The organism is Streptomyces sp. CB02414, from assembly GCF_001905385.1.
Classification (GTDB): Bacteria; Actinomycetota; Actinomycetes; order Streptomycetales; family Streptomycetaceae; genus Streptomyces.
The window spans coordinates 789,075-808,016 of record NZ_LIPF01000001.1 but is presented as its reverse complement, the minus strand read 5'-3'; the positions used below and the strand labels follow the sequence as shown (position 1 = coordinate 808,016).

Annotated in this window: 14 protein-coding genes and 1 pseudogene; 11 read left to right on the top strand and 4 right to left on the bottom strand. The window is 72.4% G+C overall.

The genetic code is table 11. The features are described 5' to 3' along the window. Nucleotides 1-65 precede the first annotated feature (65 nt). Nucleotides 66-332 carry a 30S ribosomal protein S20 gene (gene rpsT / locus AMK11_RS03725; RefSeq protein ID WP_073722968.1) on the bottom strand — a complete coding sequence of 89 codons (267 nt, stop codon included), beginning with the start codon at nucleotides 330-332 and terminating at the stop codon, nucleotides 66-68. A 252-nt stretch (nucleotides 333-584) separates the two neighbouring features. Between rpsT and lepA the strand changes: the two genes are divergently transcribed. From lepA to AMK11_RS03700, 5 genes and pseudogenes are all read left to right on the top strand, one after another. Continuing rightward, entirely contained in the window at nucleotides 585-2,453 is a 1,869-nt protein-coding gene (lepA, locus tag AMK11_RS03720; RefSeq protein WP_073722967.1) for a translation elongation factor 4, read from the top strand. Between the two features lie 314 nt (nucleotides 2,454-2,767). Further along, entirely contained in the window at nucleotides 2,768-4,645 is a 1,878-nt protein-coding gene (locus AMK11_RS03715; protein ID WP_073722966.1) for an AMP-dependent synthetase/ligase, read from the top strand. Nucleotides 4,646-4,840: 195 nt separating this feature from the next. Continuing rightward, nucleotides 4,841-6,922: a SpoIIE family protein phosphatase gene (locus tag AMK11_RS03710; protein ID WP_073722965.1), complete on the top strand. Its 2,082-nt coding sequence runs from the start codon at nucleotides 4,841-4,843 to the stop codon at nucleotides 6,920-6,922. A gap of 43 nt (nucleotides 6,923-6,965) precedes the next feature. After that, nucleotides 6,966-8,198, top strand: coding sequence for a radical SAM family heme chaperone HemW (gene hemW, locus AMK11_RS03705; protein WP_073723924.1), 1,233 nt, complete (start codon nucleotides 6,966-6,968; stop codon nucleotides 8,196-8,198). Nucleotides 8,199-8,274: 76 nt separating this feature from the next. Beyond that, nucleotides 8,275-8,683, top strand: a pseudogene (locus AMK11_RS03700) (Uma2 family endonuclease). Here the strand turns inward: AMK11_RS03700 and AMK11_RS03695 are convergent. Then, nucleotides 8,661-9,479, bottom strand: a complete 819-nt coding sequence (locus AMK11_RS03695) for a DUF3097 domain-containing protein (protein ID WP_073722964.1) — start codon at nucleotides 9,477-9,479, stop codon at nucleotides 8,661-8,663. The pseudogene AMK11_RS03700 and the gene AMK11_RS03695 sit on opposite strands and share 23 nt — an antisense overlap. A gap of 34 nt (nucleotides 9,480-9,513) precedes the next feature. Next, nucleotides 9,514-10,248, bottom strand: coding sequence for an MBL fold metallo-hydrolase (locus AMK11_RS03690; RefSeq protein ID WP_073722963.1), 735 nt, complete (start codon nucleotides 10,246-10,248; stop codon nucleotides 9,514-9,516). Between the two features lie 194 nt (nucleotides 10,249-10,442). Between AMK11_RS03690 and hrcA the strand changes: the two genes are divergently transcribed. The 4 genes from hrcA to AMK11_RS03670 all read left to right on the top strand — a co-directional run bounded on the left by hrcA (nucleotide 10,443) and on the right by AMK11_RS03670 (nucleotide 14,687). Then, on the top strand, nucleotides 10,443-11,459 hold the full coding sequence (gene hrcA / locus AMK11_RS03685; RefSeq protein ID WP_073722962.1) for a heat-inducible transcriptional repressor HrcA: 1,017 nt from the start codon (nucleotides 10,443-10,445) through the stop codon (nucleotides 11,457-11,459). Next, nucleotides 11,460-12,596 (top strand): molecular chaperone DnaJ, encoded by a 1,137-nt coding sequence (dnaJ, locus tag AMK11_RS03680; protein ID WP_073722961.1) that lies wholly within the window; start codon nucleotides 11,460-11,462, stop codon nucleotides 12,594-12,596. A 259-nt stretch (nucleotides 12,597-12,855) separates the two neighbouring features. Continuing rightward, nucleotides 12,856-13,941 (top strand): nitronate monooxygenase, encoded by a 1,086-nt coding sequence (locus AMK11_RS03675; RefSeq protein ID WP_073722960.1) that lies wholly within the window; start codon nucleotides 12,856-12,858, stop codon nucleotides 13,939-13,941. Next, on the top strand, nucleotides 13,938-14,687 hold the full coding sequence (locus AMK11_RS03670; protein ID WP_073722959.1) for a 16S rRNA (uracil(1498)-N(3))-methyltransferase: 750 nt from the start codon (nucleotides 13,938-13,940) through the stop codon (nucleotides 14,685-14,687). Before AMK11_RS03675 ends, AMK11_RS03670 begins: the two co-directional genes overlap by 4 nt. Before the next feature lie 9 nt (nucleotides 14,688-14,696). Here the strand turns inward: AMK11_RS03670 and AMK11_RS03665 are convergent, their stop codons facing one another. Further along, the gene (locus AMK11_RS03665; protein ID WP_073722958.1) at nucleotides 14,697-15,068 is read right to left on the bottom strand and encodes a hypothetical protein; all 372 of its coding nucleotides are present in this window, start codon (nucleotides 15,066-15,068) and stop codon (nucleotides 14,697-14,699) included. A 98-nt stretch (nucleotides 15,069-15,166) separates the two neighbouring features. On the opposite strand from AMK11_RS03665, the gene AMK11_RS03660 reads away from it, so the two are divergent. Beyond that, nucleotides 15,167-15,649, top strand: coding sequence for a hypothetical protein (locus AMK11_RS03660; protein WP_073722957.1), 483 nt, complete (start codon nucleotides 15,167-15,169; stop codon nucleotides 15,647-15,649). A 45-nt stretch (nucleotides 15,650-15,694) separates the two neighbouring features. Beyond that, nucleotides 15,695-18,892: a S41 family peptidase gene (locus AMK11_RS03655; RefSeq protein ID WP_073722955.1), complete on the top strand. Its 3,198-nt coding sequence runs from the start codon at nucleotides 15,695-15,697 to the stop codon at nucleotides 18,890-18,892. The last annotated feature ends 50 nt before the right edge of the window (nucleotides 18,893-18,942 follow it).

Genomic DNA, 18,942 nt, shown 5'->3' with positions numbered 1-18,942 from the left:
CGGACGGGGGCGGATGAGAGAGGGCCCGCCCTGGGTCCTTCCGGCGATCAGACCAGATAAGGGGTTCAGCCCTTGAGGGCGCCGACCTTCTGGGCCAGGGCCGACTTCTTGTTGGCGGCCTGGTTCTTGTGGATGACGCCCTTGGAGACGGCCTTGTCGAGCTCGCGCGAGGCAACGCGCTGGTACTCGGTGGCCTTCTCGACGTCGCCCGCGGCAGCGGCCTCACGAGCCTTGCGGATCGCGGTCTTCAGAGAGGACTTGACGGCCTTGTTGCGCAGCCGGGCCTTCTCGTTGGTCTTGTTCCGCTTGATCTGGGACTTGATGTTCGCCACGAATGAGCCTTTGCAGGTTCAGGCACGAGGCCGCGAGGGTCCCGTGCCGGTGATTTCTTGAAGGAGTGCCTCGCGCTGAGAGGGCATGAGACACAGCCACCCACACTACCAGCGGCCACTCGGCCCGCCCAAACCCGCCCTCTACCCCTCCCGAACCCATCCCGGAGCCCCACCCGTGGGACGATAGAAGCTACGTATCGATCCGACCCGAGACCGCAGACACTGCGGACGCCTCAAGAATCAGGACCCTGCGTGCCCGCGATCCCCAGCCATGTGCCCGAGCCGAGCCGTACCGACCCGGCGCTGATCCGCAATTTCTGCATCATCGCGCACATCGACCACGGCAAGTCCACGCTCGCCGACCGGATGCTCCAGCTGACCGGTGTGGTCGAGCAGCGGCAGATGCGCGCCCAGTACCTCGACCGCATGGACATCGAGCGCGAGCGCGGCATCACGATCAAGTCCCAGGCGGTGCGACTGCCGTGGGCCCCGTCCCACGACGAGGGCAACACGCACATCCTCAACATGATCGACACCCCGGGTCACGTCGACTTCACCTACGAGGTCTCGCGGTCGCTGGCCGCCTGCGAGGGCACCATCCTCCTCGTCGACGCCGCCCAGGGCATCGAGGCCCAGACCCTCGCCAACCTCTACCTGGCGATGGAGAACGACCTCACGATCATCCCCGTGCTGAACAAGATCGACCTGCCGGCCGCGCAGCCCGAGAAGTTCTCCGAGGAGCTCGCCAACCTGGTCGGCTGCGACCCCGACGACGTGCTCAAGGTCTCCGCCAAGACCGGCATGGGTGTCGACGCGCTGCTGGACAAGGTCGTCGCCGAGGTCCCCGCGCCGGTCGGCGTCAAGGACGCCCCCGCCCGCGCGATGATCTTCGACTCGGTCTACGACTCCTACCGCGGTGTCGTGACGTACGTCCGTGTCATCGACGGCCAGCTCAACAAGCGCGAGCGCATCCGGATGATGTCCACCGGCGCCACGCACGAGCTGCTGGAGATCGGCACCAACTCGCCGGAGATGCTGGCCGCCGACGGCCTCGGCGTCGGTGAGGTGGGCTACCTGATCACCGGCGTGAAGGACGTCCGCCAGTCCAAGGTCGGTGACACCGTCACCAGCCAGCACAAGGGCGCCGAGGAGCCGCTCGGCGGCTACAAGGACCCCAGGCCCATGGTCTTCTCCGGCCTGTACCCGCTGGACGGCTCCGACTACCCGCTGCTGCGCGAGGCCCTGGACAAGCTCCAGCTCAACGACGCCGCGCTGGTCTACGAGCCGGAGACCTCCGCCGCCCTCGGCTTCGGCTTCCGCGTCGGCTTCCTCGGCCTGCTCCACCTCGACGTGATCCGCGAGCGGCTGGAGCGCGAGTTCGGCCTCGACCTGATCGCCACCGCGCCCAACGTGGTCTACCGCGTGGTCATGGAGGACGGCACCGAGGTCGAGGTCACCAACCCGAGCGAGTTCCCCGAAGGCAAGATCAACGAGGTCTACGAGCCGGTCGTGCGCGCCACGATCCTGGCGCCGACCGAGTTCATCGGCGCCATCATGGAGCTGTGCCAGACCCGGCGCGGCACCCTGCTCGGCATGGACTACCTCTCCGAGGACCGGGTGGAGATCCGCTACACCCTCCCGCTCGCGGAGATCGTCTTCGACTTCTTCGACCAGCTGAAGTCCAAGACCCGCGGCTACGCCTCCCTGGACTACGAGCCCACCGGCGAGCAGACCTCCAGCCTGGTCAAGGTCGACATCCTGCTGCACGGCGACAAGGTGGACGCCTTCTCGGCGATCACCCACAAGGACCAGGCGTACGCGTACGGCGTCCGGCTCGTCGCCAAGCTCAAGGAGCTCATCCCGCGCCAGGCCTTCGAGGTGCCGGTCCAGGCCGCCATCGGCTCCCGGGTGATCGCCCGCGAGACCATCCGTGCCATCCGCAAGGACGTCCTCGCCAAGTGCTACGGCGGCGACATCTCCCGCAAGCGGAAGCTGCTGGAGAAGCAGAAGGAGGGCAAGAAGCGGATGAAGATGGTGGGCTCCGTGGAGGTTCCGCAGGAGGCCTTCATCGCGGTGCTGTCGAGCGACGACAGCGCGGGGTCGGGCAAGGGCAAGAAGTAGCCGCCACGCCGCACGCGTCGCACACACCGCACGCCGAGTCCGGCAAAACGGATGCGAAGGGGCCCGTCGTACGAAAGTGCGGCGGGTCCCTTCGCATGTCACGGGCGCGCATCTGTAGGAAGTGACAGGGCGCGGACTCTTACGCCGAGGCCACTCGCCCTTTACTCTGATGCCTGCCCCGTAGTTACTCGTGAGTTAAACAAGTGATGGCAAGTGACCGGGCGAACTGTCCGATCCCCTGCCCGACCACCGCCCGAGAGTGAATCCAGCCGCACCTGAGCAAGCCGCACCGTCGCGGGCCCACGGAGGATGTCGTGAGCGACACACAGACACTGATCGAGAACCGTCCGCCCTCCGTGGCGGGGCTCTTCCTGGAGCGGGTGGCGGCCACGCCGGACGCCGAGGCGTACCGCTACCCGGTGCCGTCCGCGTCGGGTGAGGGCCCGGACGACTGGAAGTCGCTGACCTGGGCACAGGCGGCCGAGCGCGTCTACGCGATCGCGGCCGGCCTCATCGAGCTCGGCGTGCAGCCCGAGCAGCGCGTGGCCCTGGCCTCCTCCACCCGCATCGAGTGGATCCTGGCCGACCTCGGCATCATGTGCGCCGGCGCCGCGACGACCACCGTCTACCCGCAGACCAACGCGGAGGAGTCGGCGTACATCCTCTCCGACTCCGAGAGCCGGGTGCTGATCGCGGAGGACGCCGCCCAGCTGGCCAAGGCCAGGGAGAAGCGGGCCGAGCTGCCCGAACTCACCCACGTCGTGGTCGTCGACGCGGCCGGCGCTGACACCTCCGAGGACTGGGTCCTCACCCTCGACGAACTGGAGCGCCGGGGCGCCGCCCGCCTGGAACAGGACCCCGAGCTGGTCAAGAAGCGGGTCGGCGCGCTCACCAAGGACCAGCTCGCCACCCTCATCTACACCTCCGGCACCACCGGCAAGCCCAAGGGCGTCCGCCTCCCGCACGACAACTGGTCGTACATGGCGAAGGCGATCGCGGCGACCGGCCTGGTCACCGAGGGTGACGTGCAGTACCTGTGGCTGCCGCTCGCGCACGTCTTCGGCAAGGTGCTCACCTCCGGCCAGATCGAGGCCGGCCACGTCACCGCCGTCGACGGCCGCGTCGACAAGATCATCGAGAACCTGCCGGTCGTGCAGCCGACCTACATGGCGGCCGTGCCCCGCATCTTCGAGAAGGTCTACAACGGCGTCGCCGCCAAGGCCCGCGCGGGCGGCGGGGCCAAGTACAAGATCTTCCAGTGGGCGGCCGGGGTCGCCCGCGAGTACGCCAAGGTCACCCAGGACAACTTGAAGCGCACCGGCACCGCGAGCGCCCCCGCCGGCCTGCGCACCAAGCACGCCGTCGCCGACAAGCTCGTCTACGCCAAGATCCGCGAGGCCTTCGGCGGCAACCTGCGCGCCTGCATCTCCGGGTCGGCCGCTCTCGCCCCCGACATCGGCTACTTCTTCGCCGGCGCCGGCATCCACATCCTGGAGGGCTACGGCCTCACCGAGTCCTCCGCCGCCTCCTTCGTCAACCCCGGCGAGGCCTACCGCACCGGCACCGTCGGCAAGCCGCTGCCCGGCACCGAGGTCCGCATCGCCGAAGACGGCGAGGTCCTGATGCGCGGTCCCGGCATCATGGAGGGCTACCACAAGCTGCCCGAGAAGACCGCCGAGGTCCTGGAGTCCGACGGCTGGTTCCACACCGGCGACATCGGCGAACTCTCGCCCGACGGCTACCTGCGCATCACCGACCGCAAGAAGGACCTGATCAAGACGTCCGGCGGCAAGTACATCGCGCCCGCCGAGGTCGAGGGCCAGTTCAAGGCCATCTGCCCCTACGTCTCCAACATCCTCGTCCACGGCGCCGACCGGAACTTCTGCACCGCGCTCATCGCCCTCGACGAGATCGCCATCACCGAGTGGGCGAAGGAGAACGGCCTGGAGGGCAAGCCGTACGCGGAGATCGTCGCGGCGCCCGTCACCGTCGAGATGGTCGACGGCTACGTCAAGCAGCTCAACGAGGGCCTCCAGCGCTGGCAGACCATCAAGAAGTTCCGCCTGCTGCCCCGCGACCTCGACGTCGAGCACGGCGAGATCACGCCGAGCCTGAAGCTGAAGCGGCCGGTCGTGGAGCGGGAGTACAAGCACCTGATCGAGGAGATGTACGAGGGCTCGCGCGAGGCGTAGCGCGCGCGAGCGTCGTGATCCGTACGGCGAATGCCCGGAACTGACCGGATTCCGGCCGTCTTCGGGCGTTCGCCTACCACGGATCTCACCCATGGCGGCCCACTTCGGTAACTCCGCGCTTATGGGCGGGGCCGGTCTGTCACTCTGTCGGCATTGACTGCGAAGTATGCGCACGCACTGCCCGGGGAGCCGTCCATGGGGGCCATTCCGACGCAACGGGAGACCGTCTCCCGCGCCACAGGGGCGCCCGCGCACCCTGCCGGCGTGTCCGTCCAGGAGTGCGCGCGGGCGCACGTGACCCTGCTCGGCAGCTCGCTCGCGCCGGGCGCCGCCCGCGCGATGGTGCGGGCCGCGCTGGCCGACTGGTCCGCGCTCGGCCTGCCCGGCACGGAACAGCTGACCGAGCACCTGGCCGCCGACGCCCTGGTGGCCGTCAGCGAACTGGTCACCAACGCCGTCGTGCACGCCGGCACCGACGTGGAGGTGGTCTGCCGGCTGGAGGAGACGGGCACCCTCGTCGTCGAGGCCACGGACCACCACCCTTCCCGGGCGCCGAGGAGCGGCGACCGGGAGACGCCGCACGAGACCCCCGAGTACGGCCGGGGCCTGCGGCTCGTCGCCGCGCTCGCGGAGGCCTGGGGCATCACCTACCGGCCGGGCACCAAGACGGTCTGGGCGCGGTTGCGGGCCGCGGGTGCCGAGGCGGGGGAGGCGGCGGAAGCCGCCGAGCGGATCGAGGCGTACCCGGACGGGCGGGACCTGCCGTTCACGCCGGACACGGACCCCGACGGCCACCCGTCCCCGGACCGCACGGAACCCCTCGGCCCGCGCCGCCCGGAACCCACCGCCCCCCACGGCCCGGAACCCGAGCACTCACGGCCCACGGCGTTCCCCGACCGCTCCGATCCCCCGCAGTGGTCCGGCCGGCGGGACGGCACCGCCCGGCTCGGTCTCCGTGACCGCGAGTGGCTGGGCCACGGCGCCCTCTCCTTCCTCGCCGAGGCATCCGACCTGCTGGCCGGGCAGCTCGACGAGGACCTGGTCGCCTCCCTCACCGGCCAGCTGATCGTGCCGCGGCTCGCCGACTGGTGCGCGGTGTGGCTGGAGGACGAGTCCCTGGGCCGGGGAGCCTGGAGCGACGCCCCCGGGACGGTCGTGGGGGCGCGGCTGGCCCGCGTCTGGCACGGCAGCGAGAGCCACATCGAGGAGCTGCGCCGCGCCCTGGAGAAGGACCCGCCCCGCCCGCGCGACCCCTGGCGTTCCGGCCCCGTCGCCCACCCCTGGCCCGGCGAGGCGCTGGGCCCGGACGGCACCCACGGAACCGCGCTCGCCTACCGCCTGGTCGCCGGGGGCCGGCCGCTCGGCACCCTGGTCATCGGCCGGGCCGGCCCCGCAGGCTTCCCCGACGAGATCACCGGCCTCGTGGAGGACCTCAGCCGCCGCGTCGCACTCGCCATCGGCGCCGCCCGTCAGTACGCCCGCCAGGCCACCATCAGCGCCGTCCTCCAGCGCGGCCTGCTGCCCGGCGCCGTCGCCGAGATCCCCGGCGTGCGCAGCGCCCTCGTCCACGAACCCCGCGACAAGGGCGGCCCCAGCGGCGACTTCTACGACCTCTTCCCGGCCGGCGACGGCCGCTGGTGCTTCGCCCTCGGCGACGTCCAGGGCAAGGGTCCCGAGGCCGCCGTGGTCATCGGGCTCGCCCGGCCCTGGCTGCGGCTGCTGGCCCGCGAGGAGTACGGCGTCCCCGACGTCCTCGACCGCCTCAACCAGCTCCTCCTCGACGACGCCACCGAGGCCGCCGACGCCGCCGCCCGCGCCCTGGTCGCCGCGGGCGGCCCACCGGTTGCCCCGGGCGACGGACCGCAGACCCGTTTCCTGTCCCTGCTCTACGGCGAACTGGTCCCGCACGACGGCGGCGTCCGCTGCACCCTCGCCTCCGCCGGGCACCCGCTGCCCCTCCTCCTCGGCCCCGACGGAACCGTCCGCACGGTCGCCGAGCCGCAGACCCTGCTCGGCGTCGTCGAGGACGCCACGTACACGAGCGAGACCTTCGAGCTGTGCTCCGGCGACACCCTCCTGTGCGTCACGGACGGGGTCACCGAGCGGCGCAGCGGCTCCCGCCAGTTCGACGACGGGGACGGGCTCGCCACGGCCCTCACCGGGTGCGCGGGCCTGGACGCCGAACTGGTCGCGGAGCGGATCAGGCGGCTGGTGCACGAGTTCGGGGCGAGGCCTCCCGAGGACGACCTGGCGCTGCTGGTCCTCCAGGCCGAGTAGCCGGGCGGCCGGGAAGTAGCCGCCGTACGGGACAATGGAACGCATGCCCTCCGCACTCCCCGACGGCGAGCCCGTCCCCGCCGACGGCGCCCTCCCGGCCTCCGCGCTCGCCGGCGCCGCCGACCGCCCCCTCGGCTTCTACCTGCACGTCCCGTACTGCGCGACCCGCTGCGGGTACTGCGATTTCAACACCTACACCGCGACCGAGCTGCGCGGCACCGGCGGCGTCCTCGCCTCCCGCGACAACTACGCCGAGACCCTGACCGACGAGATCCGCCTCGCCCGCAAGGTGCTCGGCGACGATCCCCGCGAGGTCCGCACGGTCTTCGTCGGCGGCGGTACGCCGACCCTGCTGGCCGCCGGTGACCTGGTCCGGATGCTGCACGCGATCCGCGACGAGTTCGGCCTCGCACCGGACGCGGAGATCACGACGGAGGCCAACCCGGAGTCCGTCGACCCGGCCTATCTGGCCACCCTCCGCGAGGGCGGCTTCAACCGGATCTCCTTCGGCATGCAGAGCGCGAAGCAGCACGTCCTGAAGATCCTGGACCGCACCCACACCCCCGGCCGCCCCGAGGCGTGCGTCGCCGAGGCCCGCGCGGCCGGCTTCGACCACGTCAACCTCGACCTGATCTACGGCACCCCCGGCGAGACCGACGACGACTGGCGCGCCTCCCTGGACGCCGCGCTCGGCGCCGGACCCGACCACGTCTCCGCGTACGCCCTGATCGTCGAGGAGGGCACCCAGCTCGCCCGCCGCATCCGGCGCGGCGAGGTCCCCATGACCGACGACGACGTCCACGCCGACCGCTACCTGATCGCCGAGGAGACCCTCGCCGCGGCGGGCTTCGACTGGTACGAGGTGTCCAACTGGGCCACCTCCGACGCCGGGCGCTGCCTGCACAACGAGCTGTACTGGCGGGGCGCCGACTGGTGGGGCGCGGGGCCGGGAGCCCACTCCCATGTGGGGGGCGTGCGGTGGTGGAACGTGAAGCATCCGGGGGCGTACGCGGGCGCACTGGCGGCGGGCAAGTCCCCGGGCGCCGGGCGTGAGGTCCTGTCGGACGAGGACCGGCGCGTGGAGCGGATCCTGCTGGAGCTGCGGCTGCGGGAAGGCGTCCCGCTGTCCCTGCTGAGGGAGTCGGGGCTCGCTGCGTCGCGGCGGGCGCTGGGCGAGGGGCTCCTCCAGGAGGGGCCGTACGAGGACGGGCGCGCGGTGCTGACGCTGCGCGGGCGGTTGCTGGCGGACGCGGTGGTGCGGGATCTGGTGGACTGATCGCTCGGGGGAGTGAGTCGGTGCGGATCGGGAGGTCGGTCCCTAGTCTGCTTCGTAGGCTGCCGCCAAAAGGGAGATGACGGCTGTGGACGAACGTGGAGTCGCGGAGTTCTTCGCGGGGTTCGAGCCGCCCGAGGGGCTTGAGGTCGAGCTTCTCCGGGGCGAAATCGTGGTGACGGCCAGCCCTGACCTGGTCCACAACATGATCGTGGAAGACGTACTGGACCAGATTCCGCGCAGACGTTGGTCGAGGCAAGCGGTCGATCTACGCTGCGGGCAAGGTCCCGGCCTACCCGGTAGTCGACCCGATCATGGCGCACTGCGTCCTGCTCACGCTGCCCGCCGGGGACGGAGAGGACGCGGAGTACCAGGCGCAACTGACGGTGAAGTTCGGTGATCCCTTGCCACTGGAGACGCTCGGGCTCGACCTCGACACCAGCGAGTTCGGCACCTTCACCGGCGTCAAGCCCCACCGCTACCCGTGACGAAGTCGATCAACTCCTCCACCCGCCCCAGCAGCGCCGGCTCCAGGTCCTTGTACGAACCCACCCGCGCCAGGATCGCCTGCCACACCGCCCCCGTGTTCTCCGGCGGCCACCCCAGCGCCCGGCACACCCCCGTCTTCCAGTCCTGACCGCGCGGCACCCGGGGCCAGCCCTCGATCCCCAGCGACGACGGCTTCACCGCCTCCCAGATGTCGATGTAGGGATGGCCGACGACCAGCGCGTGCTCGCTCGTGACGGACTCCGCGATCCGCCACTCCTTCGACCCCGGCACCAGGTGGTCCACCAGGACCCCGAGCCGCGCGTCCGGGCCCGGCGCGAATTCGGTGACGATCGACGGGAGGTCGTCCACGCCTCCCAGGTACTCCACCACCACGCCCTCGATGCGCAGGTCGTCGCCCCAGACCTTCTCGACCAGCTCGGCGTCGTGCCGCCCCTCGACGTAGATGCGCCCGGCGCGCGCCACCCGCGCGCGGGCCCCCGGGACCGCCACCGAACCCGACGCCGTACGGGAGGGCCGCACCGGACCCGAGGACGACGAGGGCCGCACCAGCGTCACCACCCGCCCCTCCAGCAGGAAGCCGCGCGGTTCCATCGGGAAGACCCGGTGCTTGCCGAAGCGGTCCTCCAGGGTCACCGTGCCGGCCTCGCAGCCGATCACCGCGCCGCAGAACCCGGTGCCGGGCTCCTCGACCACCAGACCGGGGTCGGCCGGAACCTCCGGTACCGGCTGCGGCTTCTTCCACGGAGGGGTCAGGTCGGCGGAGTACTGGCGCATTCTGCCGACGATACGAGGAACCCAGGCCCCAAGATCAGCGCGACACGCCGAAACGCGCGGCCAGCGCGTCCCGTTGGGCCCGCACGAACGCCGCGTCCACCACCGCGCCGTGCCCCGGCACGTACAGCGCGTCCTCGCCGCCCAGCTCCAGCAGCCGGTCCAGCGCGGCCGGCCACCGGGACGGCAGGGCGTCGGAGCCCGCCTGCGGCTCGCCGGACTCCTCGACCAGGTCGCCGCAGAAGACGACCTCCACCTCGCCCGGCACCAGCACCGCGAGGTCGTGGCCGGTGTGCCCGGGACCCACGTTGGCCAGCAGGACCTGCCGGCCGCCGCCCAGGTCGAGGGTCCACTCGCCGCACACCTCGTGCCGGACGCCGACCAGCGCGTCGGCCGCCTCCTCCGCCGACCGCGCGTCCAGCCCCTCCGCCTCCGCGTCCGCGCGCAGCGCCTCCCGTCCGTGTCCGCCCCGAGCGAACACCGCGCCGGTGCCCACCGCCCCGTACACCTCCACGCCCGCGAACGCCGCCGCGCCGAAGACGTGGTCGAAGTGCGGGTGGGTCAGCGCGAGATGCGTCACACGGTGACCGGCGAGCGCCTGCGCCGCCGCGCGCAACCGGGAGCCCTCGGAGAGGCTCGACCCGGCGTCCACGAGCAGCGCGGCGCCCGCGCCGACGACCAGCCCCGCAGTGCAGTCCCACACCGGCAGGCGGCACCGCCCCACGCCCGGGGCCAGCCGCTCCCACCCCAGCTCTTCCCAAGTCACGCTCATGACGGCGACGCTATCGGGGCACGCGCCCTCCGGCGCGGCGGCACCGTAGCGACGGTGACCGGCCCGGTGCCCGGCCTTGCCGTGGGTGTACCCCACAGCCGTACACTGGGCCGGGGAAGTCTGGCACTCGCGCACCGTGAGTGCCAGGACAGACAGGCAGGACAACGGGCCGACGACTTCGGGAGGTGCGCGCGATGCTCAGTGAACGCAGGCTGAAGGTGCTGCGCGCCATCGTCCAGGACTACGTCGGCACCGAGGAGCCCGTCGGTTCCAAGGCCCTCACCGAGCGGCACAACCTCGGCGTCTCCCCGGCCACCGTGCGCAACGACATGGCGGCACTGGAGGACGAGGGGTTCATCGCCCAGCCGCACACCAGCGCGGGACGCATCCCGACCGACAAGGGCTACCGGCTCTTCGTCGACAAGCTGGCCGGCGTCAAGCCGATGACCGCGCCCGAACGCCGCGCCATCCAGAATTTCCTGGAGGGCGCCGTCGACCTCGACGACGTCGTGGCCCGCACGGTGCGGCTGCTCGCGCAGCTCACCCGGCAGGTCGCCGTCGTGCAGTACCCGTCGCTGACCCGCTCGACCGTGCGCCACGTCGAGCTGCTCTCGCTCGCGCCCGCGCGTCTGATGCTCGTGCTGATCACGGACACCGGGCGGGTCGAGCAGCGCATGGTCGACTGCCCGGCGCCGTTCGGCGAGGCGTCCCTCGCCGATCTGCGGGCGCGGCTCAACAGCCGGGTGGCGGGGCGGCGGTTCACGGACGTGCCCGGTCTGGTGGAGGAACTCCCGGAGGCCTTCGAGGCCGAGGACCGGGGTACGGTCTCCACCGTGCTCTCCACTCTCCTGGAGACGCTGGTCGAGGATAACGAGGAGCGGCTGATGATCGGCGGCACCGCCAATCTCACCCGCTTCGGGCACGACTTCCCCTTGGTGATCCGGCCGGTGCTCGAAGCACTGGAGGAGCAGGTCGTGCTCCTCAAGCTGCTCGGCGAGGCGAAGGATCCGGGCGTGACCGTCCGTATCGGTCATGAGAACGCCCACGAAGGACTCAACTCCACGTCCGTCGTGTCGGTGGGCTACGGTTCGGGCGGCGAGGCGGTTGCCAAGCTCGGCGTGGTCGGACCGACCCGCATGGACTACCCGGGAACGATGGGAGCGGTACGCGCAGTGGCACGGTACGTCGGACAGATCCTGGCGGAGTCGTAGGTGGCCACGGACTACTACGCCGTACTCGGCGTACGCCGCGACGCGTCCCAGGACGAGATCAAGAAGGCGTTCCGGAGGCTCGCCCGCGAGCTGCACCCGGACGTCAACCCCGATCCGAAGACCCAGGAGCGGTTCAAGGAGATCAACGCCGCCTACGAGGTGCTGTCGGACCCGCAGAAGAAGCAGGTCTACGACCTCGGCGGAGACCCGATGTCCCAGGCGGGCGGTGGCGGAGCCGGCGGCTTCGGCGCGGGCGGCTTCGGGAACTTCTCGGACATCATGGACGCGTTCTTCGGCACGGCGTCGCAGCGCGGACCGCGCTCGCGCACCCGCCGGGGCCAGGACGCCATGATCCGCATCGAGGTCGAGCTGGACGAGGCGGCCTTCGGCACGACCAAGGACATCCAGGTCGACACGGCCGTCGTCTGCAACACCTGCAACGGCGAGGGCGCCGCACCGGGCACCTCGGCCCAGACGTGTGACATGTGCCGCGGCCGCGGCGAGGTCTCGCAGGTCACCCGGTCCTTCCTGGGCCAGGTCATGACCTCGCGGCCCTGCCCCCAGTGCCAGGGCTTCGGCACGGTGGTCCCGACCCCGTGCCCCGAGTGCGCGGGCGACGGCCGCATCCGCTCCCGTCGCACCCTCACCGTGAAGATCCCGGCGGGCGTCGACAACGGCACCCGCATCCAGCTCGCGGGCGAGGGCGAGGTCGGCCCCGGCGGCGGTCCCGCCGGCGACCTGTACGTCGAGATCCACGAGCTGCCGCACTCGACCTTCCAGCGGCGCGGCGACGACCTGCACTGCACGGTCACCATCCCGATGACGGCGGCGGCCCTCGGCACCAAGGTGCCGCTGGAGACGCTCGACGGCATGGAGGAGGTCGACATCCGCCCGGGCACCCAGTCCGGCCAGTCGATCCCGCTGCACGGCCGGGGCGTCACCCACCTGCGCGGCGGCGGCCGGGGCGACCTGATCGTCCACGTCGAGGTGACCACCCCGACCAAGCTCGACCCCGAACAGGAACGCGTGCTGCGCGAGCTCGCCAAGATGCGCGGCGAGGAGCGTCCGCAGGGGCAGTTCCAGCCGGGTCAGCAGGGCCTGTTTTCCCGTCTGAAGGACGCCTTCAACGGGCGCTGATGCGTTCGTGCGCGTGGCCCGGAACTGGTTGTCGGCGTGCTGCCCGGGAGGCTGCCGGGTATCCGGGGGTTGTCCCCCGGGCAGGCGCCGTCAGCCTGGTCAGCAGGGCCTGTTCTCGCGTCTCAAGGACGCCTTCAACGGGCGCTGAGGGGCACGTGGCGAGGTAGGGCGCCAGGAGCTTTCCGATGCGGATGCTCTTGGCGTATGCCAACGGAAGCCCGGATTCGGACTTGTTCGGAGGACGTGACAACATGCGCTCATGTCCTCCGTGCTGACCGATCTCTTCCCCTACCCGATCGTGCAGGCACCCATGGCGGGCGGCGTCTCCGTGCCGCAGCTCGCCGCCGCGGTCTGCGACGCGGGAGGGCTGGGATTCCTCGCCGCCGGGTACAAGACCGCGGACGGGATGTACCAGGAGATCAAGCAGCTGCGGGGACTGACGGCCCGCCCCTTCGGCGTCAACCTCTTCATGCCGCAGCCCGAGACGGCCGACCCGGCCGCCGTCGGCGTCTACGCCCACCAGCTCGCCGGCGAGGCCGCCTGGTACGAGACGGAGCTCGGCGACCCCGAGTGCGGCCGGGACGACGGCTACGAGACGAAGCTCGCGGTGCTGCTGGACAACCCGGTGCCGGTGGTGTCGTTCCACTTCGGCGTCCCCAGCCGTGAGGTCGTCGACTCCCTGCACCGCGTCGGCACCTTCGCGCTGGTCACCGCGACCACCGCGGACGAGGCCCGGGCCGTCGAGCAGTCCGGCGCCGACGCGGTGATCGCCCAGGGCACCGAGGCCGGCGGACATCAGGGCACCCACCGGGACAACCCGGAGACCGGCGGCACCGGCACCGGACTGCTGTCGCTGGTCGCCCAGATCCGCGAGGCGGTGAACCTGCCGATCGTCGCCGCCGGCGGCATCATGCGCGGCGGCCAGATCGCCGCCGTCCTCGCCGCCGGCGCGAGCGCGGCCCAGCTCGGCACCGCCTTCCTCGCCACCCCCGAGTCAGGCGCCCACGCCCTGCACAAGCAGGCCCTGACCAACCCGCTGTTCGTGCGCACCGAGCTGACCCGCGCCTTCTCCGGCCGCCCGGCCCGCGGCCTGGTCAACCGCTTCCTGCGTGAGCACGGCCCCTACGCCCCCGCCGCCTACCCCGAGGTGCACCACCTCACCGCGCCCCTGCGCAAGGCCGCGGCCAAGGCGGGCGACGCGCAGGGCATAGCCCTGTGGGCGGGACAGGGGCACCGGATGGCGCGGGAGCTGCCCGCCGGTCAGCTGGTGGAGGTCCTGGTGGCCGAACTCGCCTCCGCCGGGACAGCGTTGTCAGGTTTCGCGACGGGAGGTACGGGCCGATGACGGCACCGGTGTTCGTGGTCGACTCCCTCCGGCCGGGCGGCCTGCCCGGCGGGGAGTACGTCCTGGACGGCCCCGAGGGGCGGCACGCCGTCTCCGTGAAGCGGCTGCGGCCCGGCGAGGACGTCGTCCTCACCGACGGGCGCGGACACTGGGCCGAGGGCGTGGTGAAGGCCGCCGAGGGCAAGGACCGTCTCGTCGTCACGGACCTGGAGACGGTCCACGAGGAGCCCGAGGAACGGCCCCGCATCACCGTCGTCCAGGCGCTGCCCAAGGGGGACCGGGGCGAGCTGGCCGTGGAGACGATGACCGAGGTCGGTGTCGACGCGATCGTGCCGTGGGCGGCGTCCCGCTGCATCACGCAGTGGAAGGGCGAGCGCGGCGTGAAGGCGCTCGGCAAGTGGCGGGCGACGGCCCGCGAGGCCGGCAAGCAGTCCCGGCGGGTCCGCTTCCCCGAGGTCGCGGACGCGGCGACGAGCAAGCAGGTTGCCTCACTTCTGGCCGACGCCGACTTCGCCGCCGTACTCCACGAGAGCGGCGAGCAACCCCTGGCCGCCACGGAACTCCCCACCACCGGCGACATCGTGCTGGTCGTCGGCCCCGAAGGCGGCGTGTCTCCGGAGGAGTTGGCGCTCTTCGCGGCGGCCGGCGCCAAGCCCTACCGCCTGGGGCGCAGCGTCCTGCGCACCTCCACGGCGGGCACCGCGGCGACGGCGATGCTCCTGGCCCGCACCGGCCGCTGGTCCTGACGGCGCCGGTCAGACCGCCGGCGCCAACGCGGGGAACAGTTCCCAGCCGTCCAGCTCCACGGGCCCGTCCCCGGCCCCGGGCAGCAGTCCGCGCCGTCCGGCCTCGTCCACCAACTGCCGTACGACACCGGGTTCCCGCAGGTTGAGCAGGTTTCCGCGGCCGTCCGCCACGCAGCCCTCGTACCAGTGGCCGCCCTCGGAGGTGTACCGGCCCGAGTCCGGGCCGCCCGAGAGGAAGACGAACCGGATGCGGAGCCCGTCACGGTAGAGCGTCAGGGCGTCGCGCCAGACGCCGTCACGTCCCCGTTTCTGCCGGTGGCTCCAGAGGTACGTCGTCCGATCGTCCACGACGAGCCTGCGCTGCCTGCGGTCGTTGCCCATCCGCCCACGGTAGTGAGGAGTGGCCGTATGCGCCCTACCGCCGCCCGTGCACCGGTGGCAGGCTGCCCTTCATGGGGGCGTTGAGGCGGATTCGGCGTATGGCTCCGGTGGTCGTCGGTTCGGTGCTCGCCGTCGGCGGTGTCGCCGCGTGCGACCCGGGCGGACTCAGCTCCGCCTCGGTGGCGTTCACGACCGACCAGACCGTGACCCGTGAGCTGGAGCGGCGGAAGGCGGAGGTCCGGTGGATCACCTGCACCGCCTCCTACGACGACAAGGGCAGCAGTGCTTCCGAGAACGCCGTCGCGTCCGTCGAATGCGACGGCAGGACGGACGACGGCAAGGACATCACCGTCGACGGCAAGGTCACCCGCGTCGTCAACGGTGCCTGCGTGCGGGGCGAGCTGACCGCGAAGGTGGACGGCAAGCAGTGGTTCCGGGTCGACGGGCTGGGCGACTGCGACGCCACCAGCGCCCCTCCCGCGAACCTGCCTTCCCAGCAGCAGCCCGGACCCACCGTGACCGTCACCCGGACCATCTGGTGCCCGGACGACCCGCACTGCCGCCCGGTGGCCGGCAAGTGATCCAAACCTCTGTCGGCGGGCGCCGCCGCTGCATAGGGTGAGGGGGTGACACAGCCCGCAGCGTCTGCCTACCTCCGCTTTCCGCACCCGCACGGCGAGTTGGTCGCCTTCACCGCCGAGGACGACGTGTGGCTCGCCCCGCTCGACGGCGGCCGGGCCTGGCGGGTCAGCGCCGACAACGTGCCGGTCAACCACCCGCGCGTCTCGCCCGACGGCACCACCGTCGCCTGGACCTCCACCCGCGACGGCGCCCCCGAGGTGCACGTCGCGCCCGTCGACGGCGGCCCCGCCAAGCGCCTCACCCACTGGGGCAGCGTCCGCACCCAGGTACGCGGCTGGACCGCCGACGGACGGGTCCTCGCCCTGAGCACCCACGGCCAGGCCAGCCTGCGCCGCAGCTGGGCCCGTGCCGTCCCGCTCGACGGGGGACCGGCCGAGACCCTGCCGTACGGGCCCGTCGGCGACGTCGCGGCCGGCCCGCACACCGTGCTGCTGTCCGCCCCGATGGGCCGCGAGGCCGCCTGGTGGAAGCGTTACCGGGGCGGCACGGCGGGCAAGCTGTGGATCGACCGCGAGGACGACGGCGAGTTCGTACGCCTCCACGACGGCCTCGACGGCAACATCGAGTACCCCTTCTGGGTCGGCGACCGCATCGCCTTCCTCTCCGACCACGAGGGCACCGGTGCCCTCTACTCCTCCCTCGCCGACGGCTCCGACCTGCGCCGCCACACCCCTCTCGACGGCTTCTACGCCCGGCACGCGGCGACCGACGGCACCCGCGTCGTCTACTCCTGCGCCGGTGAGCTGTGGACGCTGGACGACCTCGACGGCGCCGAGCCCCGCCGCCTCGACGTCCGGCTCGGCGGCCCCCGCGTCGACCTCCAGGCCTACCCGGTCAACGCCGCCCGCTGGTTCGGTTCCGCCTCCCCCGACCACACCGCGCGCGGCAGCGCCGTCGCCGTACGCGGCGGCGTCCACTGGGTCACCCACCGTTCCGGCCCCGCCCGCGCCCTCGCGGCGACGCCCGGCGTCCGCACCCGCCTGCCGCGCACCTTCCGCGCCGACGGCGAGGAATGGGTGGTGTGGGTGACGGACGCCGAGGGCGACGACGCCCTGGAGTTCGCGCCCGCCACCGGACTCGCCCCCGGCAGCAGCCCGCGCCGCATCGCCGCCGGGCAGCTCGGCCGCGTCCTGAACCTCGCCATGGCCCCCGACGGGAGCCGCGCCGCCGTCGCCTCGCACGACGGACGCGTCCTGCTCGTCGAGCGCGAGACCGGCGAGGTCCGCGAGGTCGACCGCAGCGACAACGGCGACGCCTCCGGCCTGGTCTTCTCACCCGACTCCGCCTGGCTCGCCTGGTCCCACCCCGGCCCCGACCCGCTGCGCCAGCTCAAGCTCGCCAACACCACCGACCTGTCGGTGAGCGAGGCGACCCCGCTGCGCTTCAAGGACTACGCACCGGCCTTCACCCTGGACGGCAAGCACCTCGCCTTCCTCTCCACCCGCTCCTTCGACCCGGTCTACGACGAGCACGTCTTCGACCTGGCCTTCGTCGAGGGCGCCCGCCCGTACCTGATCACGCTCGCCGCGACCACTCCGTCGCCCTTCGGCCCGCAGCGCCACGGCCGCCCCTTCGAGACCCCGGACCGGGAGGAGACCCCCGACAGCGAGGGCACCCCCACCACCCGGATCGACATCGAGGGCCTCGCCGACCGCATCGTGCCCTTCCCGGTGGAGGCCGCCCGCTACTCCGGGCTGCGCGCGGCCAAGGACGGCGTGCTGTGGCTGCGCCACCCGGTCACCGGGGTCCTCGGCGCCTCCCGCGCCACCCCGGACGACCCCGACCCGCACACGGAGCTGGAGCGCTATGACCTCGCCCAGCAGCGGATCGAGCACCTCGCGGCCGACGCCGACCACTTCGAGGTCAGCGGCGACGGCAAGCGGGTGCTGCTGTGGACCGACGGACGCCTCAAGGTCGTGCCCAGCGACCGGCGGGCCTCCGGCGACGAGGACAGCGACACCAACATCACCGTCGACCTGGCCCGGGTCCGGCAGACCGTCACCCCGGCCGCCGAGTGGCGCCAGATGTTCGACGAGACCGGCCGCATCATGCGGGACCACTTCTGGCGGCCCGACATGAACGGCGTCGACTGGGACGGCGTACTCGACCGCTACCGCCCCGTGCTCGACCGCCTCGCCACCCACGACGACCTCGTCGACCTCCTGTGGGAGGTGCACGGCGAACTCGGCACCTCCCACGCCTACGTCACCCCGCGCGGCGGCCACGGCTCCGGCGCCCGGCAGGGGCTGCTCGGCGCCGACCTCTCCCGCCACGAGGACGGCACCTGGCGCGTCGACCGCGTCCTGCCCTCGGAGACCTCCGACCCCGAGGCGCGCTCCCCGCTCGCCGCGCCCGGTGTCGCCGTGCGCGCCGGGGACGCGATCCTCGCGGTCGCCGGTCAGCCCGTGGACCCGGTCACCGGGCCCGGCCCGCTGCTCGTCGGCACGGCGGGCAAGCCCGTCGAGCTGACCGTCTCCCCGTCCGGCGGCGGCGAACCCCGGCACGCCGTCGTCGTCCCCCTCGCCGACGAGGAGCCGCTGCGCTACCACGCCTGGGTCGCCGACCGCCGCGCCTACGTCCACGAGAAGTCCGGCGGCCGGCTCGGCTACCTGCACGTCCCCGACATGGTGGGCGCCGGCTGGGCCCAGCTCCACCGCGACCTGCGCGTCGAGGTGGCCCGCGAGGGCCTGGTCGTCGACGTCCGCGAGAACCGCGGCGGCCACACCTCCCAGCTGGTCGTGGAGAAGCTGGCCCGGCGGATCGTCGGCTGGGACCTGCCGCGCGGCATGCGGCCGGCCAGCTACCCGCTGGACGCGCCCCGCGGGCCGGTCGTCGCCGTCGCCAACGAGTTCTCCGGCTCCGACGGCGACATCGTCAACGCGGCGATCAAGGCGCTCGGCATCGGCCCGGTCGTCGGCACCCGCACCTGGGGCGGCGTCATCGGCATCGACAGCCGCTACCGGCTGGTCGACGGCACGCTGATCACGCAGCCCAAGTACGCGTTCTGGCTGGAGGGCTACGGGTGGGGCGTGGAGAACCACGGCGTCGACCCGGACGTGGAGGTCCCGCAGCGCCCGCAGGACCACGCGGCGGGCCGCGACCCCCAGCTGGACGAGGCGGTCCGGCTGGCGCTGGCGGCACTGGAGGAGACCCCGGCGAAGACACCGCCGAGCCTGCCGTAGCCGCGCAGCTGGATACGATGCCCGAGACAAGATCACCAGCGTGAGGAGGC

Coding starts and splice junctions, on each gene's coding strand:
- AMK11_RS03690 (WP_073722963.1), bottom strand. CDS start 10,248: ATGAGCGTGACTTGGGAAGAGCTGGGGTGGGAGCGGCTGGCCCCGGGC.
- AMK11_RS03660 (WP_073722957.1), top strand. CDS start 15,167: ATGGCTCCGGTGGTCGTCGGTTCGGTGCTCGCCGTCGGCGGTGTCGCC.
- AMK11_RS03675 (WP_073722960.1), top strand. CDS start 12,856: ATGTCCTCCGTGCTGACCGATCTCTTCCCCTACCCGATCGTGCAGGCA.
- AMK11_RS03695 (WP_073722964.1), bottom strand. CDS start 9,479: ATGCGCCAGTACTCCGCCGACCTGACCCCTCCGTGGAAGAAGCCGCAG.
- AMK11_RS03670 (WP_073722959.1), top strand. CDS start 13,938: ATGACGGCACCGGTGTTCGTGGTCGACTCCCTCCGGCCGGGCGGCCTG.
- AMK11_RS03665 (WP_073722958.1), bottom strand. CDS start 15,068: ATGGGCAACGACCGCAGGCAGCGCAGGCTCGTCGTGGACGATCGGACG.
- hemW (WP_073723924.1), top strand. CDS start 6,966: ATGCCCTCCGCACTCCCCGACGGCGAGCCCGTCCCCGCCGACGGCGCC.
- AMK11_RS03710 (WP_073722965.1), top strand. CDS start 4,841: ATGGGGGCCATTCCGACGCAACGGGAGACCGTCTCCCGCGCCACAGGG.
- hrcA (WP_073722962.1), top strand. CDS start 10,443: ATGCTCAGTGAACGCAGGCTGAAGGTGCTGCGCGCCATCGTCCAGGAC.